Genomic DNA, 25593 nt, shown 5'->3' with positions numbered 1-25593 from the left:
AGGGGAAGGGATGGGCTGTGCATCCTTTCGCCGCGTCGCCTGGAGCGTCTGCCCCCTCGGTTGGATCTTACGTCGGAAGCTGAGGTCCCGTGTGGGTGCGGTGTTGCGACAAGTTGATCGCCCTCCCTTGTGGGGAGGGTTGTGGAGGGATCTTTCGCGAGCGTTATTTCGAGACGTCGGCGCCGAAGTATTTCTGCGAAATCTTCTCGTAGGTGCCGTCGGCCTTGATCTCGGCCAAAGCCTTGTTGATGGCGTCGAGCAGCTCCGGCTCGTTCTTGCGGATGATGATACCGGAATAGTCGGCGTCGGCCTGCTCGGCGGCGATCTTCACGTTGGCGTCCGGCTTCTGCTTTTTGAAGTCGAGGAAGGAGAGACTGTCGTTGATCGTCGCGTCGGCGCGGCCGGTCAGCACGAGCTGGATCGACTGGTCGAAGCCGTCGGTCCCGACGAGTTCGGCGCCCGAGGCCTGAGCGAGCTTGCCGAAGTTGCTGGTCAGCGACTGGGCGGCCTTCTTGCCCTTCAGGTCGGCGAAGTCCTTGATTTCCTCATTGTCGCCACGGACGATCAGCACCGCCTTCGAAGCGATGTAGGGCTCCGAGAAATCGTATTTCTTCTTGCGTTCCTCGGTGATGCCGACCTGGTTTATGACGGTGTCGTAGCGATTGGCGTCGAGGCCGGCGATCAGACCGTCCCACTTGCCTTCGAGGAACTCGGCCTTGACGCCGAGCCGCTTGGCGACTTCCTGGCCGATCTCGACGTCGAAGCCGACGAGAGCGCCCGAGGCATCATGATAGGTGAAGGGGGCGTAAGTCCCCTCGGTGCCGATCTTCAGCACGCCGGCGGATTTGATCTCGTCAAGGTTCGATCCCGCTTGCGCCGGCACGAAAGCGGCGAGTTGCAGAAGGGCGGCAGCGAAAAGCGTCGGAAGAAGTTTCATTGTTTTCATGTCCATCGTTGTTGTTCTCCGGCCCGTCATCCGGATTGCGGCGAGACTCGCACAAAGCAGTGCCGTTCTGAGCGTATAAAAGACCATTTGCAGGGCCTTTTCGGTGAAGATTTTTCTTCGAACGGCCGATTACCATCCAAAACGCTCTGGAGCCAAATGTTCCGGCTCTCGTTGCGCTTTTGCAAAAAGCCGCATTGAAATCTGCGATCTCGGGTGCTATTCACGTTTACATCGATTCATGCACGTTTATGCACGATTTAAGAGATGGCGACGGACCTGCTGCTGCGCGAAAGAAAAAGTCTGATCCGGGAACGGCTGAAGAGCGAGGGCCGGGTCCTGGCCGCCGATCTCGCGCGCGAGCTCGGGGTGTCGGAGGACACGATCCGCCGTGATCTGCGTGAGATGGCCGCGGCCGGGCTTTGCGAGCGCGTTTATGGCGGCGCCCTGCCGCTCGCTCCCGATGCGGGCCCTTTGAACGAGCGCGCCACGCTTGCGCCGGAGCGGAAGGCGGCGCTGGCGCAGGCTTCCTTACGTTTTCTCCGCCCCGGCATGACGGTCTTTCTCGACGCCGGTTCGGCCAATCTGGCGATCGCCCGCGCGATAGCGCCGGACTTTTCGGCCACGATCGCCACCAACACGCCACTGATCGCGGCTGCCCTGATGGAGAAGCCGGAGATCGATGTCATTCTCATCGGCGGCGCGCTAAACCGGGCCGTCGGCGCGGCCGTCGGGGCGAGGGCGCAGCGTGACGCCGAGCTGCTCAGGCCAGACCTTTGCGTGCTTGGAACTTGCGGTGCCGATGCCGAGGCGGGGCTGACGGCCTTCCATTTCGAAGACGCGGAATTCAAGCGCCTGATAGCTTCGAGAAGCCCCGCAGTTCTTGCCGCGATCACGAGCGACAAGCTCGGGACGGCGGCGCCGCATGCGGTGATCGGCATCGACAGCGGCTTGACGCTGGTTCTCGAGGCGGATGCGCCGCGAGCGCAGGTCGCAGCCTTCACGGCGCGCGGCGCCAGCATCGTGTTCGCCAAGGAGGCTGCCCGATGAGCGTCGCGCATGTCGCTCTCTGGACGAAAGACATCGAACGAATAGCGGCTTTCTGGGTCGGCTTCCTAGGTGCCGAGGCCGGCGCCGTCTATGAAAGCCGTCGCCGCCCCGGATTCCGCTCACGCTTCCTGACGCTCGGCGCGGGACCTTCGATCGAGGTCATGGAGGGACCGTGGCTGGCGCCGCCCGACGGGCCGGAGGTCGAGCGCGCAGGCTATGCGCATATCGCACTGTCGCTCGGCAGCGCCCGGGCGGTGGACGACCTCGCGGCGCGCGCGGAACGGCAGGGCCTGCTTGTCTCCGAAGCCAGATGGACGGGGGACGGCTTCTACGAAGCCGTGATCCGCGATCCCGACGGCAATCTCATCGAAATCACCATTTGAGCCGGACGATCCGGCAGAGGGCTCACCCATGGATCAGCGCACAGAGACCGCCCCGAAAGCCGTGGTTCGGCAAGGCTATATGTCGAAGAACAGGCTCGCCGTGTCCCTCCTGTTCCTGATGAACGGCTTCGTCACCGGAAGCTGGGCACCTAAGATTCCGGAATTCAAGGAGAAGCTCGGGATTGGCGAAGGTGTCCTCGGTCTTTTGATCCTGGTGTTCGGCGTCGGCTCGCTGGTGCTGATGCCGATCGCCGGCGGCTTCATCGCCCGGCTCGGCTCGAAAAAGGTCGTCAAGGTGACGGCGATCGTCCTCTCGCCGCTGCTCCTCGTGCTGACCCTCGTACCGAACGTCTGGACGGCGGCGATCGGCATGTTCCTGCTCGGCGGCTTCGTCGGTGCCATGGACGTCGCGATGAACGCCAACGCCGTCGAGGTCGAGAAGTCCATGCGGCGTGCCATCATGTCCTCCTGCCACGCCTATTGGAGCCTTGGAGGCCTGATCGGCGCCGGCATCGGTGGTTTCCTCATGGCGCGCTTCGGCGTGCTGCCGCATGCCGTGATCGTGACGGGCCTCTGCCTCGCCCTCCTCGCCGTTGCCTGGCCGATGATCCTTGCCGATCAGCCGCATCCTGCCGCCGCAAAGGAGAAGCTCAGGCTGCCGATGACGCCCTTGCCATGGCTCATCGGTCTGATGGCGCTGTTCTCGATGGTGCCGGAAGGCGCGGTGTTCGACTGGGGTGCGCTCTATCTGAAGGATGAACTCGGCGCCTCGATTGAGCTCTCCGGCTTCGGCTTCGCCGCCTTCTCGGCGACGATGGCGGCGATGCGCTTTGCCGGCGACCATGTGCGCGATCTGCTCGGCGCGAAACGGACCTTGCGCATCTGCACCGTGACGGCGCTCATCGGCATGGTTCTCGCCGGGCTTGCACCGAACGCGGTTCTTGCGATCCTCGGCTTCGCACTGGCCGGCATCGGCATTTCCAACATGGTGCCGATCGCCTTCTCGGCAGCCGGCAACATGCCCGGCCTGCAGCCGGGCATCGGGCTCGCGGTCGCGACCACCATGGGCTATTCCGGCATGCTGTTCGCGCCGTCGCTGATCGGCTTCATCGCGGAGCACAGCGGCTTTGCCATCATCTTCACCTTGATCCCCGTCCTCTTCATCGTCGTGCTCCTGCTGTCGCATCACGCGGTTCATGCGGATCACAGCAAGGGGCACTGACAGCCGCCGCCATCAATTCGCCGTCAGCGCGTGATGTTGCCGTTGACAAGCACGCTTTCGTCCTCCACCTCAGAAGGCGAAAGCGCGGAGCGTTTCTCTGTCAGTTTCCGCTCCGCTACAACGGGACCCAAGAAGAGGCCTTCATGTCTTCTGCCTTCGATTTCGAGCCACAGCCGCGCCGCGCCTCGGTCGCCGTCGATGTCGGCGGCGTGATCGTTGGCGGCGGTGCGCCGGTCGTCGTCCAGTCGATGACGAATACGGACACGGCCGACATCGACGCGACGGTCGCGCAGGCGGCGGCGCTCCATAAGGCAGGCTCCGAACTGGTGCGCATCACCGTCGACCGCGACGAAAGCGCCGCTGCCGTGCCGAAGATCCGCGAGCGGCTGTTGCGCCTCGGCATGGACGTGCCGCTCGTCGGCGACTTCCACTATATCGGCCACAAGCTCCTGGCGGACCATCCGGCCTGCGCCGAGGCGCTCGCGAAATACCGCATCAACCCGGGCAATGTCGGCTTCAAGGACAAGAAGGACAAGCAGTTCGCCGAGATCATCGAGATGGCGATGCGCTACGACAAGCCGGTGCGTATCGGCGTCAACTGGGGCTCGCTCGACCAGGAGCTGCTGACCCGGCTGATGGACGAGAACAAGGCCCAGGGCTCGCCGCTTACGGCGCAGCAGGTGACACGCGAGACGATCGTGCAATCGGCGCTCCTTTCGGCGGAGCTTGCCGAGGAACTCGGACTGCCGCGCAACCGCATCATCCTCTCCGCGAAGGTTTCCGGCGTGCAGGATCTCATCGCCGTCTATGCGATGCTCGCCGCCCGCTCCGATCATGCGCTCCATCTCGGCCTAACCGAGGCCGGCATGGGCACCAAAGGCATCGTCGCCTCCTCCGCCTCGCTCGGCATCCTGATGCAGCAGGGCATCGGCGACACGATCCGCATTTCGCTCACCCCGGAGCCCGGCGGCGACCGCACCCGTGAGGTGCAGGTGGCGCAGGAGCTTTTGCAGGTCATGGGCTTCCGCCAGTTCATCCCGGTCGTCGCCGCTTGTCCCGGCTGTGGCCGCACCACCTCGACCGTGTTCCAGGAGCTTGCCCAGAAGATCCAGGAGGATATCCGCGCCAGCATGCCGGTCTGGCGCGAGAAATATCCGGGCGTCGAGGCGCTGAAGGTCGCCGTCATGGGCTGCATCGTCAACGGTCCGGGCGAAAGCAAGCATGCCGACATCGGCATTTCTCTTCCCGGCACCGGCGAGATGCCGGCCGCTCCCGTCTTCATCGACGGTCAGAAGGCGATGACACTTCGCGGACCGAAGATCGCCGAGGAATTCCAGCTTCTCGTCGCCGACTATATCGAGAAGCGCTTCGGCCACGGCCAGGCGGCTGCCGAATAGCTGTGTCGATTGCCGCGCTGTTCCGCCTTTTTGGCCATTATGTTTGCCTTTACAGCGCCGCGCGTCCAATCGGACGCGCACTGTAGGCACAGCGCTCGGCGCGCGTTTCTATTAAGAGAGCGCTGCCGTCGCTTCATCGAAGGCTGAGGGCCTGGAAAGACATTTGCCAGCAACACGGCGCCTTCCAGCGCGGCAAAGGCCATCATCCCTACCATCGGCAATGCTGAAGCGGTATCGTCGCTCTTGGCCGGTCTCGCGGGGAGCGGCAGGCTCGTGCTGCTCGGCGCGGGCAAGGACCCGTTGCCCGTATCGGCCGGCCATCTCGTCGTCGGCGAGCGCAGCGTGCTTAGATCGATCACCGGCACGCTCTACGAGAGCGAGAGGCGCTCGACTTCAGCGTCCTCACCGGTGTGCGCCCGCAGATCGAGACGATGCCGCTGGAGAAGGCATTCGAGGCATGCCAGAAGATGAGGTCCGGCAACGTCAAGTCTCGGATGGTCCTGACCATGAAGGAGACGCGTGATGCGCATTAACGACGATCTGTCGAAGCCCGTCATTGTCCATGCCGCGAAGCTGGACTGGGTGCCAAGTCCCGCGGCCGGCGTGGACCGGCGCATGCTTTTCCGTGTCGGCGGCGAGGTCGCCCGCGCCACCTCGATCGTGCGTTATGCCCCCGGCAGTGCCTTCCCGCGCCATACGCACAGCGGCGGCGAAGAGATCCTCGTGTTGGAAGGAGTTTTCCAGGATGAGCATGGCGACTATCCGGCCGGCAGCTATTTCCGCAACCCGCCCGGCACGTCGCATATCCCCGCCGCGAAAGAGGGCTGCACGATCTTCGTCCGGCTCTGGCAGTTCCGTGATGGTGATCAGACTCAGATCGTTTGCCAGCCCGGCGAGGGCGAGCGCGCAACACCTCGTCCCGGCGCCAGCGCCGCGACCATCCTGTTCGACGATGGCCGTGAGGAAGTCCGGCTCGAAGACTGGCAAGCCGACGAAACCATCAGCGTCGCAAACAGGCGTGGATTGGAGTTCCTGGTCCTCTCGGGCGGGCTGACCATCGGTGGTGAAACACTGGAGCCACAGAGCTGGGGCCGCTTGCCCGCCGGAACCGACTTGATCGCGATCATCGGCGCGGAAGGCGCAAGGATCTGGCTGAAGGATGCGCCTCTCATGCATCCGGATGTGCTCCCGATGCCGGAATAGTCCGGCCGTCCCGTCGAGCCGTTCAATGGCAATTTATCTGCTGCATGTTTCCCCTGATGATCAAAGCCGCGTTGTCAGCAGTTTCAGGCCGGCAACGGCGAAGAAGCCGGCCATCAGGCTCTCGATGATCCGCCGCGATTTGAGATAGGCGCGGTGTACCGGCGAGAGCGAGAAGACGATCGCGAAGCCGCAGAAGATGACGAGGCCGATCAGCATGCAGCCGCCGATGAATGCGGCGGTGACGGCGACCGGTGCGCCATCCGGCATGCCGAGCGAGACCAGCATGATCCAGGCGAAGATCGCCTTGGGGTTGGTCAGGTGAATGCCGAGCCCCTTGAGATAGAGCTTCTTCAGCGGCATCTGCAGCGGAACACCAAGGGCAGCCTTGGTAGCATCGCCCCGCGTCGCGGCCTTAAGGGCATTATAGGCAAGCCAGAAGAGATAGCAGGCACCCGCGATCTTCAGGATGACGATTGCCTGGCCATAGGTCCTGATGAGCGCAGAGAGCCCCGAAGCCGTCAGCATCGCCCAAGTGTAGCTGCCGCTCAGCACCCCGAAGGCGAGCGCCAGACCTGCCCTTCGCCCTTGGGTGACCGAGGTTGCGATGATCGCCACAACCGCCGGGCCAGGCGACGCGACGGCAATGATATAGGCGGTCCAGGCGACGAGGAGTTGCGGCAGATAGGGTGTCAGATCGAGCATCGGGTGCCGTCCGTTTGTGTTTCGGACGGAGACAGTAGCCGAGCCGTCGGTCGATGCCAACCGGACATGGAATGCGCGGAAACTCCGCCGACGTTCCCTCATCCGGCCTGCCGGCAGGTTCAACCTGTACGAAGAATGGATATGCCCCTCCCACAGGCGGGGCCATGCGGGGGGAGGGGCTGAAAGCGAAAGTCCGCCGGCAATTGCCGGCCGGAGTTTGTCGACCTCAGTGCATGGCTGCGGTCAGTGCCGGTGCTTTGGATGTCAGCGCCGCACGTAATTTTTCGAGCGCCCGTGTCTCGATCTGCCGCACGCGCTCCTTCGAAATGCCGAGGGCGACGCCGAGTTCTTCCAGCGTCGCGCCGTCTTCCGACAGGCGCCGCGCGCTGATGATCTTCATCTCGCGCTCGGTAAGCTCGCCGAGCGCGATGTGCAGCCACCGGCGGGCGCGTTCGCCGTCGATCAGGTCGCTGACCTGCTCGTCGGGCAGAGGCGCATCGCTCGCCAGGAAATCCAGGCGTGCACCGCCATCCGAATCGCCGCTGCCGACCGGCGCCTGCAGTGACGCATCATTGCCGGAAAGGCGAGCGTCCATCGTCTGCACGTCGGCAAGGCTGACGCCGAGCGCCGCGGCGATTTCCTCATGCATGGCCTGCGATGTAAGTTGGCGGTCGCCCTGGGCGAGCCGCGCCCGCAGCCGGCGCAGATTGAAGAACAGCGCCTTCTGTGCCGAACTTGTGCCGCCACGCACGATCGACCAGTTGCGAAGCACATAATCCTGCATCGAAGCGCGGATCCACCAGGTGGCATAGGTCGAGAAACGGACGTCGCGGCTCGGCTCGAAGCGGGCCGCGGCTTCGAGCAGGCCGATGTGGCCCTCCTGCACGAGATCGCCCATGGGCAGCCCGAAACTGCGGAATTTCGCCGCCATCGCGATCACCAGGCGCATATGCGACATTGCTATTTTGTTTCGGGCCTCCTGGTCGTTTTCGTTCCGCCAGGCCTGCGCGAGCGCGTGCTCCTCCTCCCGTTCGAGATAGGGTGCGTCCATTGCAATCTTGATCATACGCCTGTCTGCTGTGAGGGTCTTCATCGATCGCTCCGTAGCTGGCGCGAGGCGCCATGACGATTGAACTCGAAGGAGCCGGGCGCCTTTCGCGGCATTCGGCAACGGGACCATGGCGCTGCTTGACGAAATGAGGAAGCGCCCTAAATCGAAGAATACGAACCTGAAACGGTGAGGATCACAGAGCCAAGATCGCCCGGCAGCATAGGCGGATGTCCCCTGCCGAGAGTAAGAAACGTGCGCCGGCTCGAAAAGTTCCCTAAACGACAACGATTTTGAATTGCAGAGCGAGGCCTTATGCGCGGTAAAGATTGCCTGCAGCCCCGTCTTTAAAGCATGCCGCTCAAAATTGTGCGGCGGCGCGGGCGACTACAAACATAGCCAAAAGCATAAAAAAAGCCCGGCACCTGGCCGGGCTTTCGTGATTGCCTTGCAGGTCAAGCGCCTAAGCGGCTTCGTCCTGGGCGTCTTCTTCTTCGATGGCCTTGCCGCGCTTCGGCCCCTTGTTGAGATTGGCCTCGACAAGGCGAACGGCTTCGGTTTCGGACATCTTGTTCACGGCAGCGATTTCGCGCGCCATGCGGTCAAGAGCGGCTTCGTAGAGCTGGCGCTCGGAATAGGACTGTTCCGGCTGGTTCTCGGCACGATAGAGATCGCGCACCACTTCCGCGATGGAAATGAGATCGCCGGAGTTGATCTTGGCATCGTATTCCTGGGCGCGGCGCGACCACATGGTCCGCTTTACGCGCGCCTTACCCTGCACAACCTTCAGCGCACGGTCGACGAAATCGGTTTCGGACAGCTTGCGCATGCCGATGCTCACAGCCTTGGCTACCGGCACCTTGAGGCGCATCTTGTCCTTCTCGAAGTCGATGACAAAAAGCTCGAGCTTCATGCCGGCAACTTCCTGCTCCTCAATCGCGACAATCTGGCCAACGCCATGAGCCGGATAAACGATCGATTCACCGGTCTTGAAGCCTTGGCGCGTTGAAGATTTTTTCTGCTGGATCGTCATTCGTTTCAAACACTCCCTAGTGCGCACCCGGCCTCTTCACGGGCCGGGGCCGGGTCGGTCAGGCCCGGGATAGACGGGGGTACCGCCGGGTGGGTCCATCCTGGTCCGTCCAACGAAACGCAAACAAGCTTATATGCCGCGGTCAGGGCAACGGAACGTTGCATATCTGGAAAGTGCCGCGCGGTGGAAATCGTTTGCTTTCGTGCTGGTTTTCGGGCGCGCAAAAGCACCCTCTATGGATCAGTGCCAGAAACCTATCACAAAAAAGTGCCGAAATCAATAATTTGCTGCATGGCAACGATCAAGTCACCACGCTCGCGCTTGCGAGGTGCCGGCGGGATTTCCCCAGATTTCCGGCCTCGCCCTTTTTTGTCCTGCGTCAGCCGTCACGAACGAGCGGCCGGCGGCCCTAGTCGCCCTCTCCGGGCTTGTCGGAGAAATACTTCTCGTACTTCCCTTCGATGCCGTCCATCTCCTCTGCCTCCGGCAGCGGATCCTTCTTCTTCGTGATATTGGGCCACTGCGTGGAAAAATCCGCATTGATCTTCAACCACTTATCGAGGCCCGGCTCGGTGTCCGGCTTGATCGCCTCAGCAGGACATTCGGGCTCGCAGACGCCGCAATCGATGCACTCGTCCGGGTGGATGACGAGGAAGTTCTCCCCCTCATAAAAGCAATCCACCGGGCAGACTTCCACGCAGTCCGTGTACTTGCAGCGAATGCAGTTGTCGGTCACGACATACGTCATGAGGTACTCCAGCCAATGCTCACATTTGGTGGCAAACGGCAATCAACGGTGATGCTTCACCGTCCGCGCATGCTAGGAATGCCCGACGCGCATAGCTGCCGAAGCAGACCCGGATGCCACTCAACTTGGCTTGTGACGTAAAGGCTTTGGGCGGCCTTTGCAAGGATAATCCATGCGCGATTTGCCACGGAGCGGGCAGAGTTTTCCAGCGTTGCAACGGTCCGGGATCGAACATCCCAAAACCAGCCCGGGCGTCTCGCCGAGCGCCTTCGGCCGCGAGAGGCGTGTTAGTCGTCTCCCTCGTCGAAATCGGATTTCAAGCGATCCGTTTCGCGCCGCTCCCGTTTCGTCGGCCGGCCGGCACCGCGCTCGCGCATTGCCTGTTCGAAGGGTGTGCGCCTGACGGCGGGTGTGTCGGGCGTCAGGTCTTCGTAAAGCAGACGCGCCTCCTCGTAGGGCCCGCGCCGCGATCCGGGCAAAAGCACCCGCACGACGAGATCCCGCCGCTCGAGCGACAGCTCCAGCATGTCGCCTGCCTTCACCTGAGCGGACGACTGCGTCGCCCGTTCGCCGTTGATCGCTACGTGACCGGCCTCGATCGCCTTCTGGGCCAGCGAGCGCGACTTGATCAACCGGGCAAAGAACAGCCACTTGTCGAGCCGCTGGCGCGAGGCAGGAGCGGACGGGGGCTGTTTCTCCATGGCGGACCTATTTCTTGAGCTGCTCCTTGAGAGCGGCGAGCTTGGCGAAGGGCGAATCCGGATCGATCGGCTTCTCCTTGCGCGGCGGGCGACCCTCGAACTTCGCGCCGGCCGGCTTGCCCCGGTCATGCCGGTCGCCGCGATCCTTGCGCGGACCGCCGGACCTGCCCTCCTGCGCCTTGCCATCCTGCGGCTTGCCCTCGCGCGGCTTCCCATGGGCTGGCGCGCCGGACCTGCGGCCACCCTCCCTGGCATCCGCCTGGCCATGACGCTGGCCACCGCGACGCTGTTCGCCCTGATGGCGGCCGCCGTGACGCTGGTTGTCCTGGCGCGTGCCAGGACGCCAGAGGAGCACGGGTCTCGCTTCGGCCGGCGCTTCCGGCTGTGCCGGAGCGGCGGCATCATCCGTTGATTGTTCTGCCGGCGCCTCGGCCGGCTGATCATCGGCAGCGGGTGTCTCGGCGGCCGGTTCTTCGGAGGATTCGGCCTCGACAGCCTCGTCCGCGTCGCCATGTTCGATGGCCGCCTCGGCGGGTGTCTCCGCCGGCACGCCTTGCTGGCTGGCGAGGAAGGCCGCGGCCTCCTCGGCCGTCACGCTATCGGCCCGGTAGCCGAGCCCTTTCAGGATCTCTTCCATGTCGTCCGGTGTTGCGCCGAGAATCGATAGCATCGACGTCGTCGCCATGAAGCGGCGGCCGTCATAGGCCCCGTCGGGACGCGGCGAGGTGCCGGGCTTCCACTGCAGCAGCGGACGGATGAGGTCCGCGAGGCGCTCGAGAATGTCGATGCGCACCGCGCGCTTGCCGAGGAAGCGGAAGCCCGCGAGCTTGTAGAAGGTCCGTTCGAAGGAAGGATCGGTCACGACCGAGGTGCGACCGGCGGCGAGCATCGGGATCAACTCGCCGTAGCCGGGCTTGTCCAGCCCGTCGTTCTTCAGCGCCCAGAGGAGCGTGATCAGTTCTGCCGGCGCCGGCTTCAGGAGCGCGGGCAGGAAGATATGGTAGGCGCCGAAGCGGACGCCGTATTTGCGGATGGAGGCGCGGCTTTCCTGGTCCAGCGACTTCACCTCCTCGGCGACGTCGCGGCGGAAGAGCACGCCGAGGTTCTCCACGAGCTGGAAGGCGAGGCCCTTGGCAAGCCCCTCCAGATCCTCCGCGCGGGAAATATCGTCGAGCGGCTTTAGAACGGTGCTGATGTGGTGGTTCACGAAGCGCTCGATCCGCGCCAGAACGTGCTCGCGGGCATTGGACTGAAGCTGCTCGTCGGCAAGCAGGATGACGCGCGGGCGCATGACGTGGTCACTTGCGGCAAGCCGCGCCACGGGATCGCCGAGCCAACGCACGAGACCGTCTGACGACAGTGCCAGATCATTATTGCCGGCCGCATGCAGACGGGCGGCGCGCGCCTCGAATTCCAGCGCAAGCGCCTTCTGGGCGGCACCTTGAACGGCCCTCGCGTCCGATCCCTCGCTCCCCGCGGCGAGCGTGAACCGGAAACCGGTTAGCTGGCCCACATGGTGCCCCTCGACGAAGACATCACCATTCACACTGATTTCTGCTTCCAGCATCGCATTCTCTCTCAGGCGCTTCATGAGCACAGATGTCCTGCGATCAACAAAGCGTTTCGTCAACCTTTCATGTAACGCGTCGGACAATCGATCTTCGATTTCCCGCGTCTTTTCTTGCCAGTGTGTCGGATCGGCAAGCCACCCGGGCCGGTTGGACACATAGGTCCAGGTCCTGATCTGCGCAATTCGCGCCGAAAGTGTGTCAATCTCGCCATCCGTGAGGTCGGCACGCCGGACCTGTTCGGCCATGAAATCCTCATTGACCGTGCCATGGCGAACGAGATCGGCATAGATGGTCGAGATGAGGTCGGCGTGCTGCGCCGGCGTGATGCGACGATAATCCGGGAGCGCACAGGCTTCCCACAGCTTTTCGACACGCTCGGAGGTGGTGGCGACATCGATGATTTCGGGATAGCGGGCCAGATGCTCGAGCGCCTGCTGGTCGACGGCCGGAAGCGCGCGCGTCAGCCCCGAAACCGCTGGCGCCGCCTCGAGGCTGTGCTTCAAGGCTCTCAACGAGGAGTAGTCGAGAGCCTTGGAACGCCACTGCAGTACCCGGACCGGATCGAACTCATGCGATTCGATGCGGTGTACGAGCTCGTCCTCGAAGGGATCGACACGGCCCGTCACACCGAACGTACCGTCGCGAATGTGCCTGCCGGCGCGCCCGGCGACCTGGGCGAGCTCCGCCGGGTTGAGGTTGCGGTATTGGTAGCCGTCGAATTTCCGGTCCTGGGCAAAGGCGACGTGGTCGACGTCGAGATTGAGCCCCATGCCGATCGCGTCGGTCGCCACCAGATAATCGACGTCGCCCTCCTGGTAGAGCGCGACCTGGGCATTGCGGGTGCGCGGTGAGAGCGCGCCGAGCACGACCGCGGCGCCGCCGCGCTGGCGGCGGATGAGCTCGGCAATCGCATAGACCTCGTCCGCCGAAAAGGCGACGATCGCGGACCGGTGGGGCAGGCGAGTGATCTTCTTGGAGCCGGCATAGAGAAGCTGCGACATGCGCGGCCGTTCGATCACGGTGATGCCGGGCAGGAGGTGCTCAAGGATGGGCCGCATCGTCGCGGCGCCGAGCAGCAGTGTCTCGCCACGCCCGCGCAGATGCATGAGCCTGTCGGTGAAGATGTGGCCGCGCTCCAGATCGCCGGCAAGCTGCACCTCGTCGATCGCCACGAAAGAAGCGGTCGTCTCGCGCGGCATCGCTTCGACGGTGCAGACGGAGTAGCGGGCGCGATGCGGCGTGATCTTCTCCTCGCCGGTAATCAGCGCGACATTGTGGTGGCCGACCTTCTCGACGAGACGCGTATAGACTTCGCGCGCGAGCAATCTCAGTGGCAGTCCGATGACGCCGCTGTCATGAGCGATCATGCGCTCGATCGCGTAGTGTGTCTTGCCGGTATTGGTGGGCCCGAGCACCGCGGTCACGCCGCGGCCGCTCAGGATCATGGATTGAAAGGACAAGGTCATCGATCCCGGGCAGTCTCAACGAGCCGACGTGTTACACGCCGGCGGGGAACAGATGCCCACCCGCCGGGCCAAACGCAAGGGGAGCCGACAATTAAAAAGCGACGACCACCATATTTAGCGGCTCCAATTCTAGCCTCCAAATGGGCTTTTAGAACAGCGACGGAACGAATCGGCGACGAATCGAAGACTCGTAACGATTCACTGTATGTTCACGACTATATATAGGATGGGTTACCCAGAGTCGTACCAAATGCTGAATCTGCCGAAGAGGTAACCCTTTCGTGGGCGATTCGAGACCAGTTTTGTCAATTCCGAAGCGGAATCGCGAAAAAGGATTCCGAATCCAAGAGTCTGGAAACTTTAGAAAATTCTGACCCGGATTCGTCTTCGGAGTCGATGTATCGGGAAATAGGAATCGTTTGCGGTATGAGCATCCAGCGGTGCCGCCAAAATGGGAGCCGGTGGTCGCGTAGGATATTTCGCTTTGGATCGACACAATATCTAGTAGGTAGGCGGCGCGAAACAGGCGTCACAGTTGCCGAAACGAATGCGGCGCCCCGAGGGGCGCCGCAATGACTGAAACGGCGGCCGATCAGGCGAAATACTGGCCGCCGTTTGCCGAAATCGTCGAGCCGGTGATGAAGCCGGCGTCATCGGAGGCAAGGAAGACGACGCAGCGCGCGACTTCCTCCGGTTCGCCGAGACGACCAACCGGAATCTGGGGAATGATCCGCTCGTTCAGCACCTTTTCCGGCACGGCGCGCACCATCTCGGTACCGATATAGCCGGGGCAGATCGCATTGACGGTAATCCCTTTCGCTGCTCCCTCCTGGGCGAGCGCCTTGGTGAAGCCGAGATCGCCTGCCTTGGCGGCGGAATAATTCGCCTGGCCCATCTGCCCCTTCTGGCCGTTGATCGACGAGATGTTGATGATGCGGCCGAAGCCGCGGTCGCGCATGCCCGACCAGACGGGATGCGTCATGTTGAAGAGCCCCGTCAGATTGGTGCTGATGACTTCACCCCACTGCTCCGCCGTCATCTTGTGGAACATCGCATCGCGGGTGATGCCGGCATTGTTGACGAGGATGTCGATCGGCCCGAGGTCGGCCTCCACCTTGGCGATGCCCTCGACGCAAGCCTGATAGCTGGAGACGTCCCATTTATAGACCGGAATGCCCGTCTCCTGCTTGAAGGCCTGCGCCTTCTCGTCGTTGCCGGCATAGTTCGCGGCCACCCTGTAGCCCGCCGCCTTCAGCGCGACGCAAATTGCAGCGCCGATGCCGCGCGACCCGCCCGTAACCAATGCTACTCTGCTCATGCTCGCCTCCCACTCGGTTAACGCAAAATTGCAAAAGCACTCCCATGCGGCCCGGAGAAACCGGGCCGCTCACGCATGTCGAATCTCGGAAAATGCCCGCATACCGGCCGGCCGGTTACAGGCGCTCCACGCACATGGCGACACCCATGCCGCCGCCGATGCAGAGCGTCGCAAGCCCCTTGGAGACGCCGCGTCGCTTCATCTCGAAGAGGAGCGTGTTGAGAACGCGGGCGCCGGAGGCGCCGATAGGATGGCCGATCGCGATCGCGCCGCCATTGACGTTGACGATAGCAGGATCCCAGCCGAGATCCTTGTTGACGGCGCAGGCCTGCGCCGCGAAGGCCTCGTTCGCCTCCACGAGCTCGACGTCGCCGACGGACCAGCCGGCCTTTTCGAGCGCCTTGCGGGATGCCGGGATCGGTCCCGTGCCCATGATCTGCGGGTCCACGCCGGCCGTGGCCCAGGAGACGATACGGGCAAGCGGCTGAATGCCGCGCCGGGCAGCCTCGGTCTCCGTCATCAGAAGCGTTGCGGCGCCACCGTCATTGATGCCCGAGGCATTGCCGGCAGTCACCGTTCCCTCCTTGTCGAAGGCCGGTCGGAGCTTCGCCATGGAATCGAGGGTGGCGCCATGGCGGATATATTCGTCCTGATCGACGGTCACGTCGCCCTTGCGGGTCTTGACGATGAAGGGAACGATTTCGTCGGCGAACCTGCCGGCCTTCTGCGCCGCTTCCGCCTTGTTCTGCGAGCGGAGCGCGAATTCGTCCTGCTCCTCGCGGGTGAGCTGCCATTTGCGCGCGACGTTCTCGGCTGTGGTGCCCATGTGGTAGCCATAGAAGGCGTCCGTCAGGCCGTCCTTGATCATCGTGTCGATCATCTTGTAGTCGCCCATCTTCACGCCGGCGCGGAGATGCGCGCAATGCGGCGCCATCGACATGGATTCCATGCCGCCGGCAACGATGATGTTCGCATCGCCGGTCGCGATCTGCTGCATGCCGAGGGCGACGGCGCGCAGACCCGAACCACAAAGCTGGTTCATACCCCAGGCGGTCTTTTCCTGCGGGATACCGGCCTTCATCGCCGCCTGGCGCGCCGGGTTCTGTCCCTCGCCTGCCGGCAGCACCTGGCCGAGGATGACCTCGTCCACCTCTCCCGCTTCGACGCCCGCCCGTTCGAGCACCGCTTTGATGGCGGCCGCGCCCAGTTCGTGCGCCGGTGTATTGGCGAAGGCGCCGTTGAAGGAACCGACGGCGGTGCGGGCGGCGCTGGCGATCACGATAGAGGGATTGCTCATGGGACGTTTCCTCATATTTGCTTTGCCTGATACGAGCAGACTGGCAAAGCCAGGAGCGCAAGTCAAACGCCTATATGCTCTGCAGCAAAAGCTTCATGATGGTACCGGCTTCGAGCTTCGCACCTGCGTCGCCGCATTGCACAAAGAGATTGTCAGCGCCGCTCTTTTGCGGATACTCTTAAAAAACACAATAAAGACGGGACGATGGGTAGAGGAGACCCTGATGGCGAAGAATGAAGGCCAGATCGTTATCAAGAAATATGCGAACCGGCGTCTCTACAACACCGGTACGAGCACCTATGTGACCCTCGACGACCTGGCCGTCATGGTAAAGCGGGGGGAGGACTTCGTCGTCCAGGACGCCAAGTCCGGCGAGGACATCACCCATTCCGTGCTGACGCAGATCATCTTCGAGCAGGAGTCGAAGACTGGCAACACGCTCCTGCCGATTTCTTTCCTGCGGCAACTGATCTCCTTCTACGGCGACCAGATGCAGATGGTCGTGCCGAGCTACCTCGAACACTCGATGCAAGCCTTCACCGAGCAGCAGGCGCAGATGCGCGAGCAGATCACCAAGGCTTTCGGTGACACGCCGCTCGGCAAGAACCTGCAGGTGCCGCTGCAACTCGTCGAGGAACAGGTCCGGCGCAATACCGAGATGTTCCATCAGGCGATGCAGATGTTCTCGCCCTTCATGGCCGCCGCCCCGCCGGCCAAAGAAACCAAGAAGGCCGAGGCGAAGGACATAGACGAGCTCAAGGAACAGCTTCGGGCGCTGCAGACGAAGCTCGACAACTTGGGCTGAAATTGCCGGCGGAGCTTTCAAGAGCAGAACCGATTTGCGGGGCGGCTGCCTCTCTCCTCGGGTTTAACCCGAGGACTACAGCGCCGTGCGTCTTTTCAGACGCACAAAGGACGCTGTAGCACTTTGAATCGCTGCATGTTTTTTTTCCTCAGATCGGCTACGATTTAAGGAAACATGCAGTAGCCCTCTGCCCGCAGGCGGGGAGAGGGGACGAAGACCGCGCCGCTTGCGGCGGCAGGCGGGTGATGGGGGCGACCGCTCGCGCCGACAAATTCAATTCAGCCCAATCTCAATGGCAAAGAAAAAAGGGCCGGCAATGCCGACCCCTTTCAAAAGCTTATCCGCAAGAAAGAAGCGCTTATGCGCTTTCCTTCGGCGTCAGAACCTGGCGGCCGCGATACATGCCGGTCTTCAGGTCGATGTGGTGCGGGCGGCGCAGTTCGCCGGAGTTCTTGTCTTCGATGTAGGTCGGAGCCTTGAGGGCGTCAGCGGAACGGCGCATGCCACGCTTGGACGGGCTCGTTTTTCTTTTCGGTACAGCCATTTCATTCTCCACTTATCGGGCAAAACACTGTTCAGCAGCCGAAATGGCCGGGTCAAACAGATGTCGATCTCGGAATTTCGCGCGCTTATACATGGCCAACCAGCGTTTGACCAGTCCCCCACAGAAATTTTCGAATCGGCGCGGGGCGGAACCTTGCTGTCGTTCAGGCTTCGTCCTCCGGCACGATCCAGGGTTCGGCCCTTGCAGCCTCTTCCCATTTGCGGAAGGCCGGGTGCGCCTTGACGGCATCCATATAGGCGAGCGTTACCGGATCGGTCACGAGTTCGTAGACGTCGAAACGGTTGACGACTGGCGCGAACATTGCGTCGGCAGCGGTGAACCGGCCAAAGAGGAACGGCCCGCCGGAACGGGTGATCGCCTCCCGCCAAATCGCCTCTATCCGCGCAACATCTTCCGCGACGCCGTCCGGCAGCGGGATCCCCTTGCGTGGCCGTCGAATGTTCATCGGGCAGGCGCCTCGCAGCGGCCGAAAACCGGAAAGCATCTCCATGGAATAGCTGCGCGCACGGGCACGCTCGTCGCGGTCTTCGGGCCAGAGGCCGGCCTCCGGGAAGAGCTCCGCCACATATTCGATGATCGCGAGCGATTCCCACACGCGTGTCTCGCCATGATGGAGCACCGGCACGCGGCCCGTCGGCGAGATCTCGTGGAATTTCGGATTTCCCGCGGGAAAGTCGAAAGGAATGACGACGTCCTCGAAAGGAATGCCGCATCCTTCAAGCGCCAGCCACGGCCGAAGCGACCAGGACGAATAGTTCTTGTTGCCGACGTAAAGAACGAGCTTGGCCATGTTGCTGTTTCTCCTGAGTGATCGGGAGAGAGCCTTGCCACATCAGCGGCCACAAGACCAATGAATTGCCTTCATCTCAATCATAAAGACACGTGATGTAACCGCCCGAGCGGCTGGCGCGGCGCTCGATCACCGAAGCGAGACGTCTCAGACCCCGCCCCGGCTTGCCGGCATTGCGGTCGATCGGGTTCGGCAACGCCACGGCAAGCAGCGCTGCCTGGCGGCGCGAAAGCTTCGCTGCCGAAACGCCGAAATGATGCCGCGCGGCGGCCTCGATACCATAGATGCCGTCGCCCCATTCGGCGACGTTCAGGTAGATTTCCATCATCCGCCGCTTGCTCCAGACGAAATCGGCTGCAATCGCAAGCGGCAGTTCCAACGCTTTACGGACGAAGGAGCGGCCGTTCCAGAGAAAAAGGTTCTTGACCGCCTGCATCGGGATCGTGCTTGCGCCGCGCGTCTGCTCGCCGTCGAGCGCATTCTCGACGACGCCGCGCATCTGGTTCCAGTCGACGCCGCCATGCGAGCAGAACTGGCCGTCTTCCGACATCATTACCGACTGGACGAGCACCGGTGCGATATCGTCGAACTCCACCCATTGCCGATCATAGCCGCGCAGGAGAATGAGGTCACGCAGCATCAATGTCGAGATCGGATGAATGAATTCGAGGAGATAGAGGACGATCAGCGCGTATGGCAGCAGCAGGGCGGAAAGAGCAAAGAAGACGATGCGCCGGCGCCGTGCCCGCCATGTCTTACGCATGGCGGACCAGCGGCTCACTTCTGCCTCCTCGCGTTCTTCCGAAACGATGTCCACGCTCTGACCGTCCACCTCTTTGTCCATCCACCCCCTCATATGCCATGGCGGAGGAAAGATGAACGGTCTTTCCGGCAAAAGGCAAGGTAGTGAAGTCGTCATCCCGGACAAAGCTTTGCGTGCTGCGACGCCAATGGCCGTTGAAAGCCGCCTCTGCCCATGCCAAAGAGCGCTCTATGAAAGACGAGACTTCATCCTTTTCGGCGCGCCTCAAGGCCAATGCGGCCGCGGTCGAGGCGCTGCTTACGAAGCTTCTGGGGCCGGCCGTTTTCGCGGATGAGATCGCCCGCCCGGAAAACCTCCTCGGCGCCATGCGCCACGGCGTGCTCAACGGCGGCAAGCGGCTGCGTCCTTTCCTCGTCGCGGAGAGCACCGCTCTCCTCGGCGGCGACGCCGAAGCCGGCTTGCGGATCGGCGCGGCGCTCGAATGCGTGCATTGTTATTCGCTCGTCCACGACGATCTGCCGGCAATGGACGATGACGACGTCCGGCGCGGGAAGCCGACGGTACACATCGCCTTCGACGAGGCGATGGCGATCCTGGCGGGCGACAGCCTGCTGACCTTCGCCTTCGACATCATCGCCGCCCCGGAAACGGCGCTTTCAGACCGTCAGAAGACGGAGCTCGTGCTGGCGCTTGCGCGCGCCGCAGGCCATGGCGGCATGGCCGGCGGACAGGCGCTCGACCTTGCCGCCGAGAGACAAGCTCCCGACGAGGAAGGCATCGTCATGTTGCAGGCGATGAAGACCGGCGCCCTCATCCGCTTCGCCTGCGAGGGAGGCGCCATCATCGCCGATGCGGGCGCTGAGGATCGCCGGCGTATGCGCGCCTTCGGCGAAAAGATCGGTCTCGCCTTCCAGCTTGCCGACGACCTGCTGGACCTCACGGCGGATGCCGAAGCGATGGGCAAGGCGACCGGCAAGGATGCTGCCCGCGGCAAGGGTACGCTCGTCGCCCTCCACGGCCAAGGCTGGGCCGAGCGCGAGCTTGAAAGACTGGTCAAGGAGGCGGAAGGCCTCCTTGATCCCTATGGCGCTCGCTCTGCCATCCTTGCCGAAGCCGCCCGCTTCATCGCCAACCGCAGGAGTTAGCTATTCCATGAGCAAATTCTGGTCGCCGATCGTTTCCACGCTGAAGCCCTATGTTCCCGGCGAACAGCCGCGCATGGCGAATCTTGTCAAGCTGAACACCAATGAGAGCCCCTACGCCCCCTCGCAAAAGGCGCTCGAGGCGATCCGCGCGGCGGCGAGCGATGATCTCCGGCTCTATCCGGACCCGGTGGCGCTCAGCCTTAGACAGGCAATCGCCGCGCGCTACGGCGTCTTGGCCGCGGAGGTCTTCGTCGGCAACGGCTCCGACGAGGTGCTGGCGCATGCCTTCGCGGCACTTTTGAAGCACGACGAGCCGCTACTCTATCCGGATATCTCCTACAGCTTCTATCCGACCTATGCGGGCCTCTTCGGCATCGATGCGGTCGAGGTGCCGCTCAATGCCGCCTTCCGCATCGACATTGCCGACTATCGCCGGCGCTCAGGCGCGATCATCCTGCCGAACCCCAATGCACCGACCGGTATCGGCCTACCACTCGCCGAGATCGAGAGGCTGGTGGCCGAACATCCGGATCAGCCGGTGGTGATCGACGAAGCCTATATCGACTTCGGCGGCGAGTCTGCCACCGTTCTCGTGCCGAAATACGAGAACCTGCTCGTCGTGCAGACCTTCTCCAAGTCGCGCGCGCTCGCCGGCCTCAGAGTGGGATTCGCGATCGGCCAGCGGCCGCTGATCGAGGCGCTGGAGCGCGTGAAGGATAGTTTCAACTCCTATCCGCTCGGGCGCGTCGCTCAGGCCGGCGCCACAGCCGCGATCGAGGACGAGGCATGGTTCGAGACGACATGCGGCAAGATCATTGCCACGCGCGCGAATTTGACGAATGCCCTCAAGCCGCGCGGTTTCGAGGTCCTGCCCTCGCAGGCGAACTTCGTCTTCGCCCGTCACCCGGAGCATGCGGGGCAGGCGCTGGCGGCGAAGCTGCGTGAACGCGCGGTCATCGTCCGCCACTTCGCCAAGCCGCGAATCTCGGATTTCCTGCGCATCACCGTCGGCACCGACGAGGAATGCGCGAGACTCATCGCGGCGCTAGACGAGATTCTCTGAAGGCGGATCAGTCGCGGGACAGCGCGAACCGGCGAATGGGTTTCCGCGCGCCGGCCCTTCAGTTCACGGCCGGTCTCGCACTTCACTCGGAAATGATCTTCACCTTGTCGCCGGGTCTGACGGTGGAGGTGATTTGCATCGCGTTGATCAACCGGAAGAGGTCGAGCTTCCGATCCGTTCCCATCATCCGCGCCGCGAGCGTCGCGATCGTATCGCCGGGTCTCACCGTGACGACGCGGACGCGCAGCGGTTTCAGCGACTGGACTTCGGCGCCCGTCATGCGGCGGAAGGAGGTGCGCAACTGGTTCGCCGTCGCCTCGAGCGCGGTCGAGCCCTTGGGCACCGCCGTCAGGAACCGGTAGATGCGGTCGTCGATGCGGATCACCGTGACGTCGAAGTCCCAGCGATCGGCTGACGCCCGGGCGGTTGCGGCCTCGAGGCCATTGACGCTGATCGGGCGGATCGTGTCGGGCTGCAGGCCCGTCACCCAGCCGCTGGCGATATAATCGGTCAGGCGGCGGCGGGCATTGTCGGCGATGCCGTCGAAGCGGATCGCCACTTCGCCGGGTCCTGTGGCCAGCACGGCCTCGGCCTTGTTGTCGATCTGGAAACCGGCGGGCACGTCGAAGCGGATGCCGAGCTGGCCGTGCAGGAAGGTCTGGCCACGGACATAGCCTTCCTCCGGGCTGTCTCCGTAGAGAAGCCCGTCGATGCCGGCGAGGTAATAATCGCGCCCGCGATCGCCGCTCGCGCCTTCGACGCCGAAAGCGCGAGCATGCCGGCGCGCGAGATCGACGCGCTGCGGCGCGTTGGGGTGGCTCGAAAGGAAGTCGAGGCTCTGGTCCGCCTCCGGATCGACCGCGCTGAAGCGGCTGTAGGCGGCCATGGAATCGAGGAAGCGGGCGGCGGCATAGGGGTCATAGCCGGCTTCGCCGAGCATGCGGACGCCGATGACATCGGCCTGCAGTTCCTGATTGCGCGAGAAGGCGGCGAGCCTGAGCTTGCCGCGGGCAAGCGCCTGCTTCCCGGCGAGATCGGAGGAGAGCACTTCGGAGACGACGCGGCTCGCGATCACCTCGGCTTCCTCGCGCTGCTGGCGCTGGATGCCGTGATTGGCGGTCACATGCGCCATCTCGTGCGACAGCACGGCCGCCACTTCCGAGGCGTCGTTGGCGAGCGCGAGCAACCCGCGCGTAACGTAAAGATAGCCGCCCGGCAGCGCGAAGGCGTTGATCGCCGGGGAATTCAGGATGGTGATGCGGTAGGACTGCTGCGGGTTCTCCGAGACGGCCGTCAGGGCGCCGGTGATGCGGGCGACCAGCCGTTCGGTCTTGGCGTCGCGGTACTCGCCGCCGTAGCTTGCGACGATGCGCGGATGCTCGCGCGCGCCGAGTTGGGCGCGCGGATCGTTCTTCTGCACCTCTTCGACGATCTGCGGGCTGGCGGATGGCGAGACGGTCGGCTCATAGGTCTGCTCGATCACCGATTGGCAGGCCGAAAGGAGCGTGGTGGCCGCCAATGCAATCAGTGTTCGTGCACGTGCGCCGCCGCGTCGCGTCGGAAACCAGCCGTTGATGACTGCCTGCCTTATCATGCCTCAGCCCGTTCCCATCCGCCGGCGCGACCCGCGGCTTGAAAGCCATCTCGCAAGCGTAAAAATCCTACTTTTTCAGCCGGATACCGCCCGGCGCGAGCGTTCCGGCCAGGAATTTGCTGTATCCGATTTCAGCGTTGCCTGCATAGCCGGCCCCAGCAGAAATAGTTGCCCCGTGATATCGCAGCAACGGATGCGCGAATATTGCGGCACCCTCCGTCCGCATCCTCCGCGCGTCGCACAGCCGGGCGGTCAAATTGTGGCGAACGGCAATTTAATTACACCGTCGAATGCGGCTCTTTGCCTCTCACCCCGACTCTTTCCGCCAGCGGAAGAGGGGACTGCAGAGCCCGCCACTTGTTCCTTCTCCCCGTCAAAACGGAAGGCCGCCGCAGCAGCATGAGGAGGGCGCGAGCGAGTGCAAAGCCGCAACGAACATGAAGCTTTTCGGATCGCCTACTCGTTACCGAGAAATCGGTTGATGGCCGCCAAGTCGCGCCGCTCGAGGAAATGAGCGATGTCGTCATGGGCGATGATACGACCCTGGTCGAGGAAAAGCACGCTGTCGGCGAGCAGCTTCACGTCGTCGGGATGGTGCGTGATCATCAGAATGGTGTTGCCTTCCTCCTCGTGAAGATCGCCGATGAGGTTGCGCATTTCGCTACGCATGCCGGGATCGAGGGCGGCGAAGGGCTCGTCGAGCAGCAAGAGCGGGCGGTGTCGAACCATGGCTCGTGCGAGCGCCACCCTCTGGCGTTCGCCGCCCGACAGCGTCGGCGGCAGGCGTCCGCCGAAGCCGGAGAGGCCCACTCGCGCCAGCGCAGCTTCAACCTGCGCGCGCTCGGCGGGATCAAGGCGCAGCGCCGGGCTGATTCCGAGGCCGACATTAGCGGCGACGTCGAGATGGGCGAAGAGATTGTGCTCCTGGAAAATGACGGATACGGGCCGCTCCCCCGGCAGGCGACCGGCCATGTCCTCACCGAGGATGCGGACGTCGCCGCGCTCCGGTTGCTCGAAACCGGCGATGACGTTGAAGAGCGTAGACTTGCCCGAACCGGAGGGGCCGGCGACCGCGACTATTCGTCCGGCCGGAACCTCGCAGTCGAAGAGGAGTGTCGCCGTTTCAAAGCGCACCTCCACGCCTTTGAGGGAAAGGGCCGTGGAACTCATGCGCTTCGTCCTTCGGGCGGTTTCTCCTCGCCGGCGGTGCCGAGCACGGTCAAGATCAGGCAGACGAGCCCGAGCATCAAGGCAAGGCCGGCGGCGTCAGCGGTGCGGTAGCTTGCCATACGGCTGTAGAGCAGGAACGGCAGTGTCACCATCTCCTCGGAGCCGAACAGGGCTATGGCGCCGAGATCGCCGAGAGAGAGCGCCATGGCAAAGGACAAGGCCATGAGAAGAGGCCTTCTGAGCGCCGGCCAATCGATCCATCGCAGGCGATGAAAACCGCCAATGCCAAGGCTTGCGGCCAGACGCTCGGTGCGTACGGCATGCGTCGCCATGGCGGGGGCAAGCACGCGGTAGACGAAAGGGAGCGCCATCAGCGCGTTGATGGCGATGACGATCGCCGGTGCGAAACGGGCGACATCGCCGAGGGGCCTGAGCAGCAGAAACCATCCGGCGCCGAGCACGACGGGCGGGACCAGCAGGATAAAGGACGTGCTGGATTCGATTGCGCCGGCAAAGAGGCGCGCTGCCCTTCGCGGGCGCCGCGGCGCGAGCGCGAGGCGCTCCGCGCGGATCATCAGTGCCGTCATCACGACCGAGACCGTGGCGGAAAGGAGGGCGATCATCATGCTCATGGCAAGCGCATGGTGGAATGCCGGCTCGCGAACGAGACGGAGCAAATCCGCCTTCGCTCCGGAATAGGCGATCGCCGCAAAAGGCACGCCGACGAAGGCTATGGCAAGCGCAAGCCAGATCCGGTCGAAAAGTTGCGACATCCCCCTTGCGCCGTCGAAGCGCCGGATTGCCCTGCCGGTCGTCTCTCCCTCCTCGGGCGGCGGCGCAATGAATTTCAGCAGGATAAGCAAAGCGCCGGTGAGCGCGACCTGGAGCCCGGAAAGGGCGATCGCCCGCGGCGGGTCGAAATCGAAGCGGAGCGCCTGGTAGATCGCCACCTCGATCGTGCTTGCGGCCGGGCCGCCGCCGAGCGTCAGCACCAGCGTGAAGCTGGTGGCGCAGAGCATGAAGATGAGGCCGGCGATACCGGGGAGCAGGCCACGGATCGCCGGCCATTCGATGAAGCGGAGGGTCGCGAGCGGGCCCATCCCGAGATTGGCGGAGGTTCGCCAGTATTCGGCAGGGATGCGCTCGATGCCTGCGAGCATCAGCCGTGCGGCGAGCGGCATGTTGAAGAAGACGTGGGCAGTGAGAATGCCGAAGAGCCCATAGACGCTGATCGGCTGGGCCAGCCCGGCTGCCGCTAGCGCCGTGTTCAGAAGCCCCTGACGGCCCCATACTTCGATCAGCCCAAGTGCGGCAACGAGGGCGGGCAGGCCGAGCGGCAGGGCCATCAGCCGCAGCACCCAGATACGGCCGGGGAAAGAGGCCTGCCGGGCGAGTGCGCGGGCGACGGGTATTGCGAAGAGGACGGAGATGAGCGTCGAGAGGCTTGCCTGCAGCAGGGTGAAGCGCGTCACCCGCCAGAGATAGGCGTCGAACAGTGGACCGGCATCGCCGCCGCGGGACTGAGCAAGCAGCGCGATGGCGGCGAGGCCGACGAAAAGCAGAATGCCGCCGAGGCTCAAGGCCCCGGCGGCGGTCGTCATCCTGTTCTCGGTGGC

At 63.5% G+C, this 25593-nt stretch carries 23 protein-coding genes; 8 read left to right on the top strand and 15 right to left on the bottom strand.

The features are described 5' to 3' along the window. Window positions 1–163 precede the first annotated feature (163 nt). On the bottom strand, window positions 164–937 hold the full coding sequence (locus tag M728_RS15550; RefSeq protein WP_026620178.1) for an amino acid ABC transporter substrate-binding protein: 774 nt from the start codon (window positions 935–937) through the stop codon (window positions 164–166). Between the two features lie 273 nt (window positions 938–1210). Between M728_RS15550 and M728_RS15545 the strand changes: the two genes are divergently transcribed. From M728_RS15545 to M728_RS15525, 5 genes are all read left to right on the top strand, one after another. Then, the gene (locus M728_RS15545) at window positions 1211–1993 is read left to right on the top strand and encodes a DeoR/GlpR family DNA-binding transcription regulator (RefSeq protein ID WP_026620177.1); all 783 of its coding nucleotides are present in this window, start codon (window positions 1211–1213) and stop codon (window positions 1991–1993) included. Beyond that, complete coding sequence (locus tag M728_RS15540; RefSeq protein WP_026620176.1) at window positions 1990–2376, top strand: VOC family protein; 387 nt, start codon at window positions 1990–1992, stop codon at window positions 2374–2376. The genes M728_RS15545 and M728_RS15540 overlap by 4 nt, the downstream gene beginning before the upstream one ends. Window positions 2377–2404: 28 nt before the next feature. Then, complete coding sequence (locus M728_RS15535) at window positions 2405–3598, top strand: MFS transporter (RefSeq protein WP_026620175.1); 1194 nt, start codon at window positions 2405–2407, stop codon at window positions 3596–3598. 143 nt (window positions 3599–3741) lie between these two features. Beyond that, the gene (gene ispG / locus M728_RS15530) at window positions 3742–4995 is read left to right on the top strand and encodes a flavodoxin-dependent (E)-4-hydroxy-3-methylbut-2-enyl-diphosphate synthase (RefSeq protein ID WP_026620174.1); all 1254 of its coding nucleotides are present in this window, start codon (window positions 3742–3744) and stop codon (window positions 4993–4995) included. Between the two features lie 522 nt (window positions 4996–5517). After that, complete coding sequence (locus tag M728_RS15525; protein ID WP_026620173.1) at window positions 5518–6198, top strand: cupin domain-containing protein; 681 nt, start codon at window positions 5518–5520, stop codon at window positions 6196–6198. Between the two features lie 60 nt (window positions 6199–6258). On the opposite strand, the gene M728_RS15520 is transcribed toward M728_RS15525, so the two are convergent. The 8 genes from M728_RS15520 to M728_RS15485 form a co-directional block, all read right to left on the bottom strand. Continuing rightward, a complete protein-coding gene (locus M728_RS15520; RefSeq protein ID WP_026620172.1) occupies window positions 6259–6900 on the bottom strand; it encodes a LysE family translocator in 642 nt (213 codons plus the stop codon). 226 nt (window positions 6901–7126) lie between these two features. Then, on the bottom strand, window positions 7127–7993 hold the full coding sequence (locus M728_RS15515; protein ID WP_026615361.1) for an RNA polymerase factor sigma-32: 867 nt from the start codon (window positions 7991–7993) through the stop codon (window positions 7127–7129). Between the two features lie 418 nt (window positions 7994–8411). Continuing rightward, window positions 8412–8981: a CarD family transcriptional regulator gene (locus M728_RS15510; protein ID WP_026615362.1), complete on the bottom strand. Its 570-nt coding sequence runs from the start codon at window positions 8979–8981 to the stop codon at window positions 8412–8414. Window positions 8982–9390: 409 nt separating this feature from the next. Next, window positions 9391–9729, bottom strand: a complete 339-nt coding sequence (gene fdxA, locus M728_RS15505) for a ferredoxin FdxA (protein WP_026615363.1) — start codon at window positions 9727–9729, stop codon at window positions 9391–9393. 287 nt (window positions 9730–10016) lie between these two features. Further along, window positions 10017–10430, bottom strand: coding sequence for an RNA-binding S4 domain-containing protein (locus M728_RS15500; protein WP_026620171.1), 414 nt, complete (start codon window positions 10428–10430; stop codon window positions 10017–10019). 7 nt (window positions 10431–10437) lie between these two features. After that, window positions 10438–13446 (bottom strand): helicase-related protein, encoded by a 3009-nt coding sequence (locus M728_RS15495; RefSeq protein WP_026620170.1) that lies wholly within the window; start codon window positions 13444–13446, stop codon window positions 10438–10440. Window positions 13447–14059: 613 nt separating this feature from the next. Then, on the bottom strand, window positions 14060–14785 hold the full coding sequence (locus tag M728_RS15490) for a beta-ketoacyl-ACP reductase (RefSeq protein ID WP_026620169.1): 726 nt from the start codon (window positions 14783–14785) through the stop codon (window positions 14060–14062). A 115-nt stretch (window positions 14786–14900) separates the two neighbouring features. Then, complete coding sequence (locus tag M728_RS15485; protein ID WP_026620168.1) at window positions 14901–16082, bottom strand: acetyl-CoA C-acetyltransferase; 1182 nt, start codon at window positions 16080–16082, stop codon at window positions 14901–14903. 223 nt (window positions 16083–16305) lie between these two features. On the opposite strand from M728_RS15485, the gene phaR reads away from it, so the two are divergent. Then, entirely contained in the window at window positions 16306–16887 is a 582-nt protein-coding gene (phaR, locus tag M728_RS15480; protein ID WP_026620167.1) for a polyhydroxyalkanoate synthesis repressor PhaR, read from the top strand. A 358-nt stretch (window positions 16888–17245) separates the two neighbouring features. On the opposite strand, the gene rpmF is transcribed toward phaR, so the two are convergent. The 3 genes from rpmF to mtgA form a co-directional block, all read right to left on the bottom strand. Further along, on the bottom strand, window positions 17246–17431 hold the full coding sequence (gene rpmF, locus M728_RS15475; protein WP_012067326.1) for a 50S ribosomal protein L32: 186 nt from the start codon (window positions 17429–17431) through the stop codon (window positions 17246–17248). Between the two features lie 163 nt (window positions 17432–17594). Continuing rightward, the gene (locus tag M728_RS15470; protein WP_026620166.1) at window positions 17595–18242 is read right to left on the bottom strand and encodes a glutathione S-transferase family protein; all 648 of its coding nucleotides are present in this window, start codon (window positions 18240–18242) and stop codon (window positions 17595–17597) included. Window positions 18243–18318: 76 nt separating this feature from the next. Beyond that, entirely contained in the window at window positions 18319–19005 is a 687-nt protein-coding gene (gene mtgA / locus M728_RS15465) for a monofunctional biosynthetic peptidoglycan transglycosylase (RefSeq protein ID WP_245269689.1), read from the bottom strand. Between the two features lie 230 nt (window positions 19006–19235). Between mtgA and M728_RS15460 the strand changes: the two genes are divergently transcribed. Beyond that, window positions 19236–20150 (top strand): polyprenyl synthetase family protein, encoded by a 915-nt coding sequence (locus M728_RS15460; protein ID WP_026620164.1) that lies wholly within the window; start codon window positions 19236–19238, stop codon window positions 20148–20150. Between the two features lie 7 nt (window positions 20151–20157). Beyond that, window positions 20158–21213 carry a histidinol-phosphate transaminase gene (hisC, locus tag M728_RS15455; RefSeq protein ID WP_026620163.1) on the top strand — a complete coding sequence of 352 codons (1056 nt, stop codon included), beginning with the start codon at window positions 20158–20160 and terminating at the stop codon, window positions 21211–21213. Between the two features lie 82 nt (window positions 21214–21295). On the opposite strand, the gene M728_RS15450 is transcribed toward hisC, so the two are convergent. The 3 genes from M728_RS15450 to thiP all read right to left on the bottom strand — a co-directional run bounded on the left by M728_RS15450 (window position 21296) and on the right by thiP (window position 25578). After that, entirely contained in the window at window positions 21296–22807 is a 1512-nt protein-coding gene (locus tag M728_RS15450; protein ID WP_034883361.1) for a M48 family metalloprotease, read from the bottom strand. 456 nt (window positions 22808–23263) lie between these two features. Next, a complete protein-coding gene (locus M728_RS15445) occupies window positions 23264–23977 on the bottom strand; it encodes an ATP-binding cassette domain-containing protein (RefSeq protein ID WP_026620161.1) in 714 nt (237 codons plus the stop codon). Beyond that, the gene (gene thiP / locus M728_RS15440; protein ID WP_026620160.1) at window positions 23974–25578 is read right to left on the bottom strand and encodes a thiamine/thiamine pyrophosphate ABC transporter permease ThiP; all 1605 of its coding nucleotides are present in this window, start codon (window positions 25576–25578) and stop codon (window positions 23974–23976) included. Before thiP ends, M728_RS15445 begins: the two co-directional genes overlap by 4 nt. Window positions 25579–25593 lie beyond the last annotated feature (15 nt).

The sequence above is a fragment of the Ensifer sp. WSM1721 genome (assembly GCF_000513895.2).
Taxonomy (GTDB): Bacteria; Pseudomonadota; Alphaproteobacteria; order Rhizobiales; family Rhizobiaceae; genus Sinorhizobium.
The sequence above is the reverse complement of the archived record's forward strand: the minus strand, read 5'-3'. Positions and strand labels throughout refer to the sequence as shown.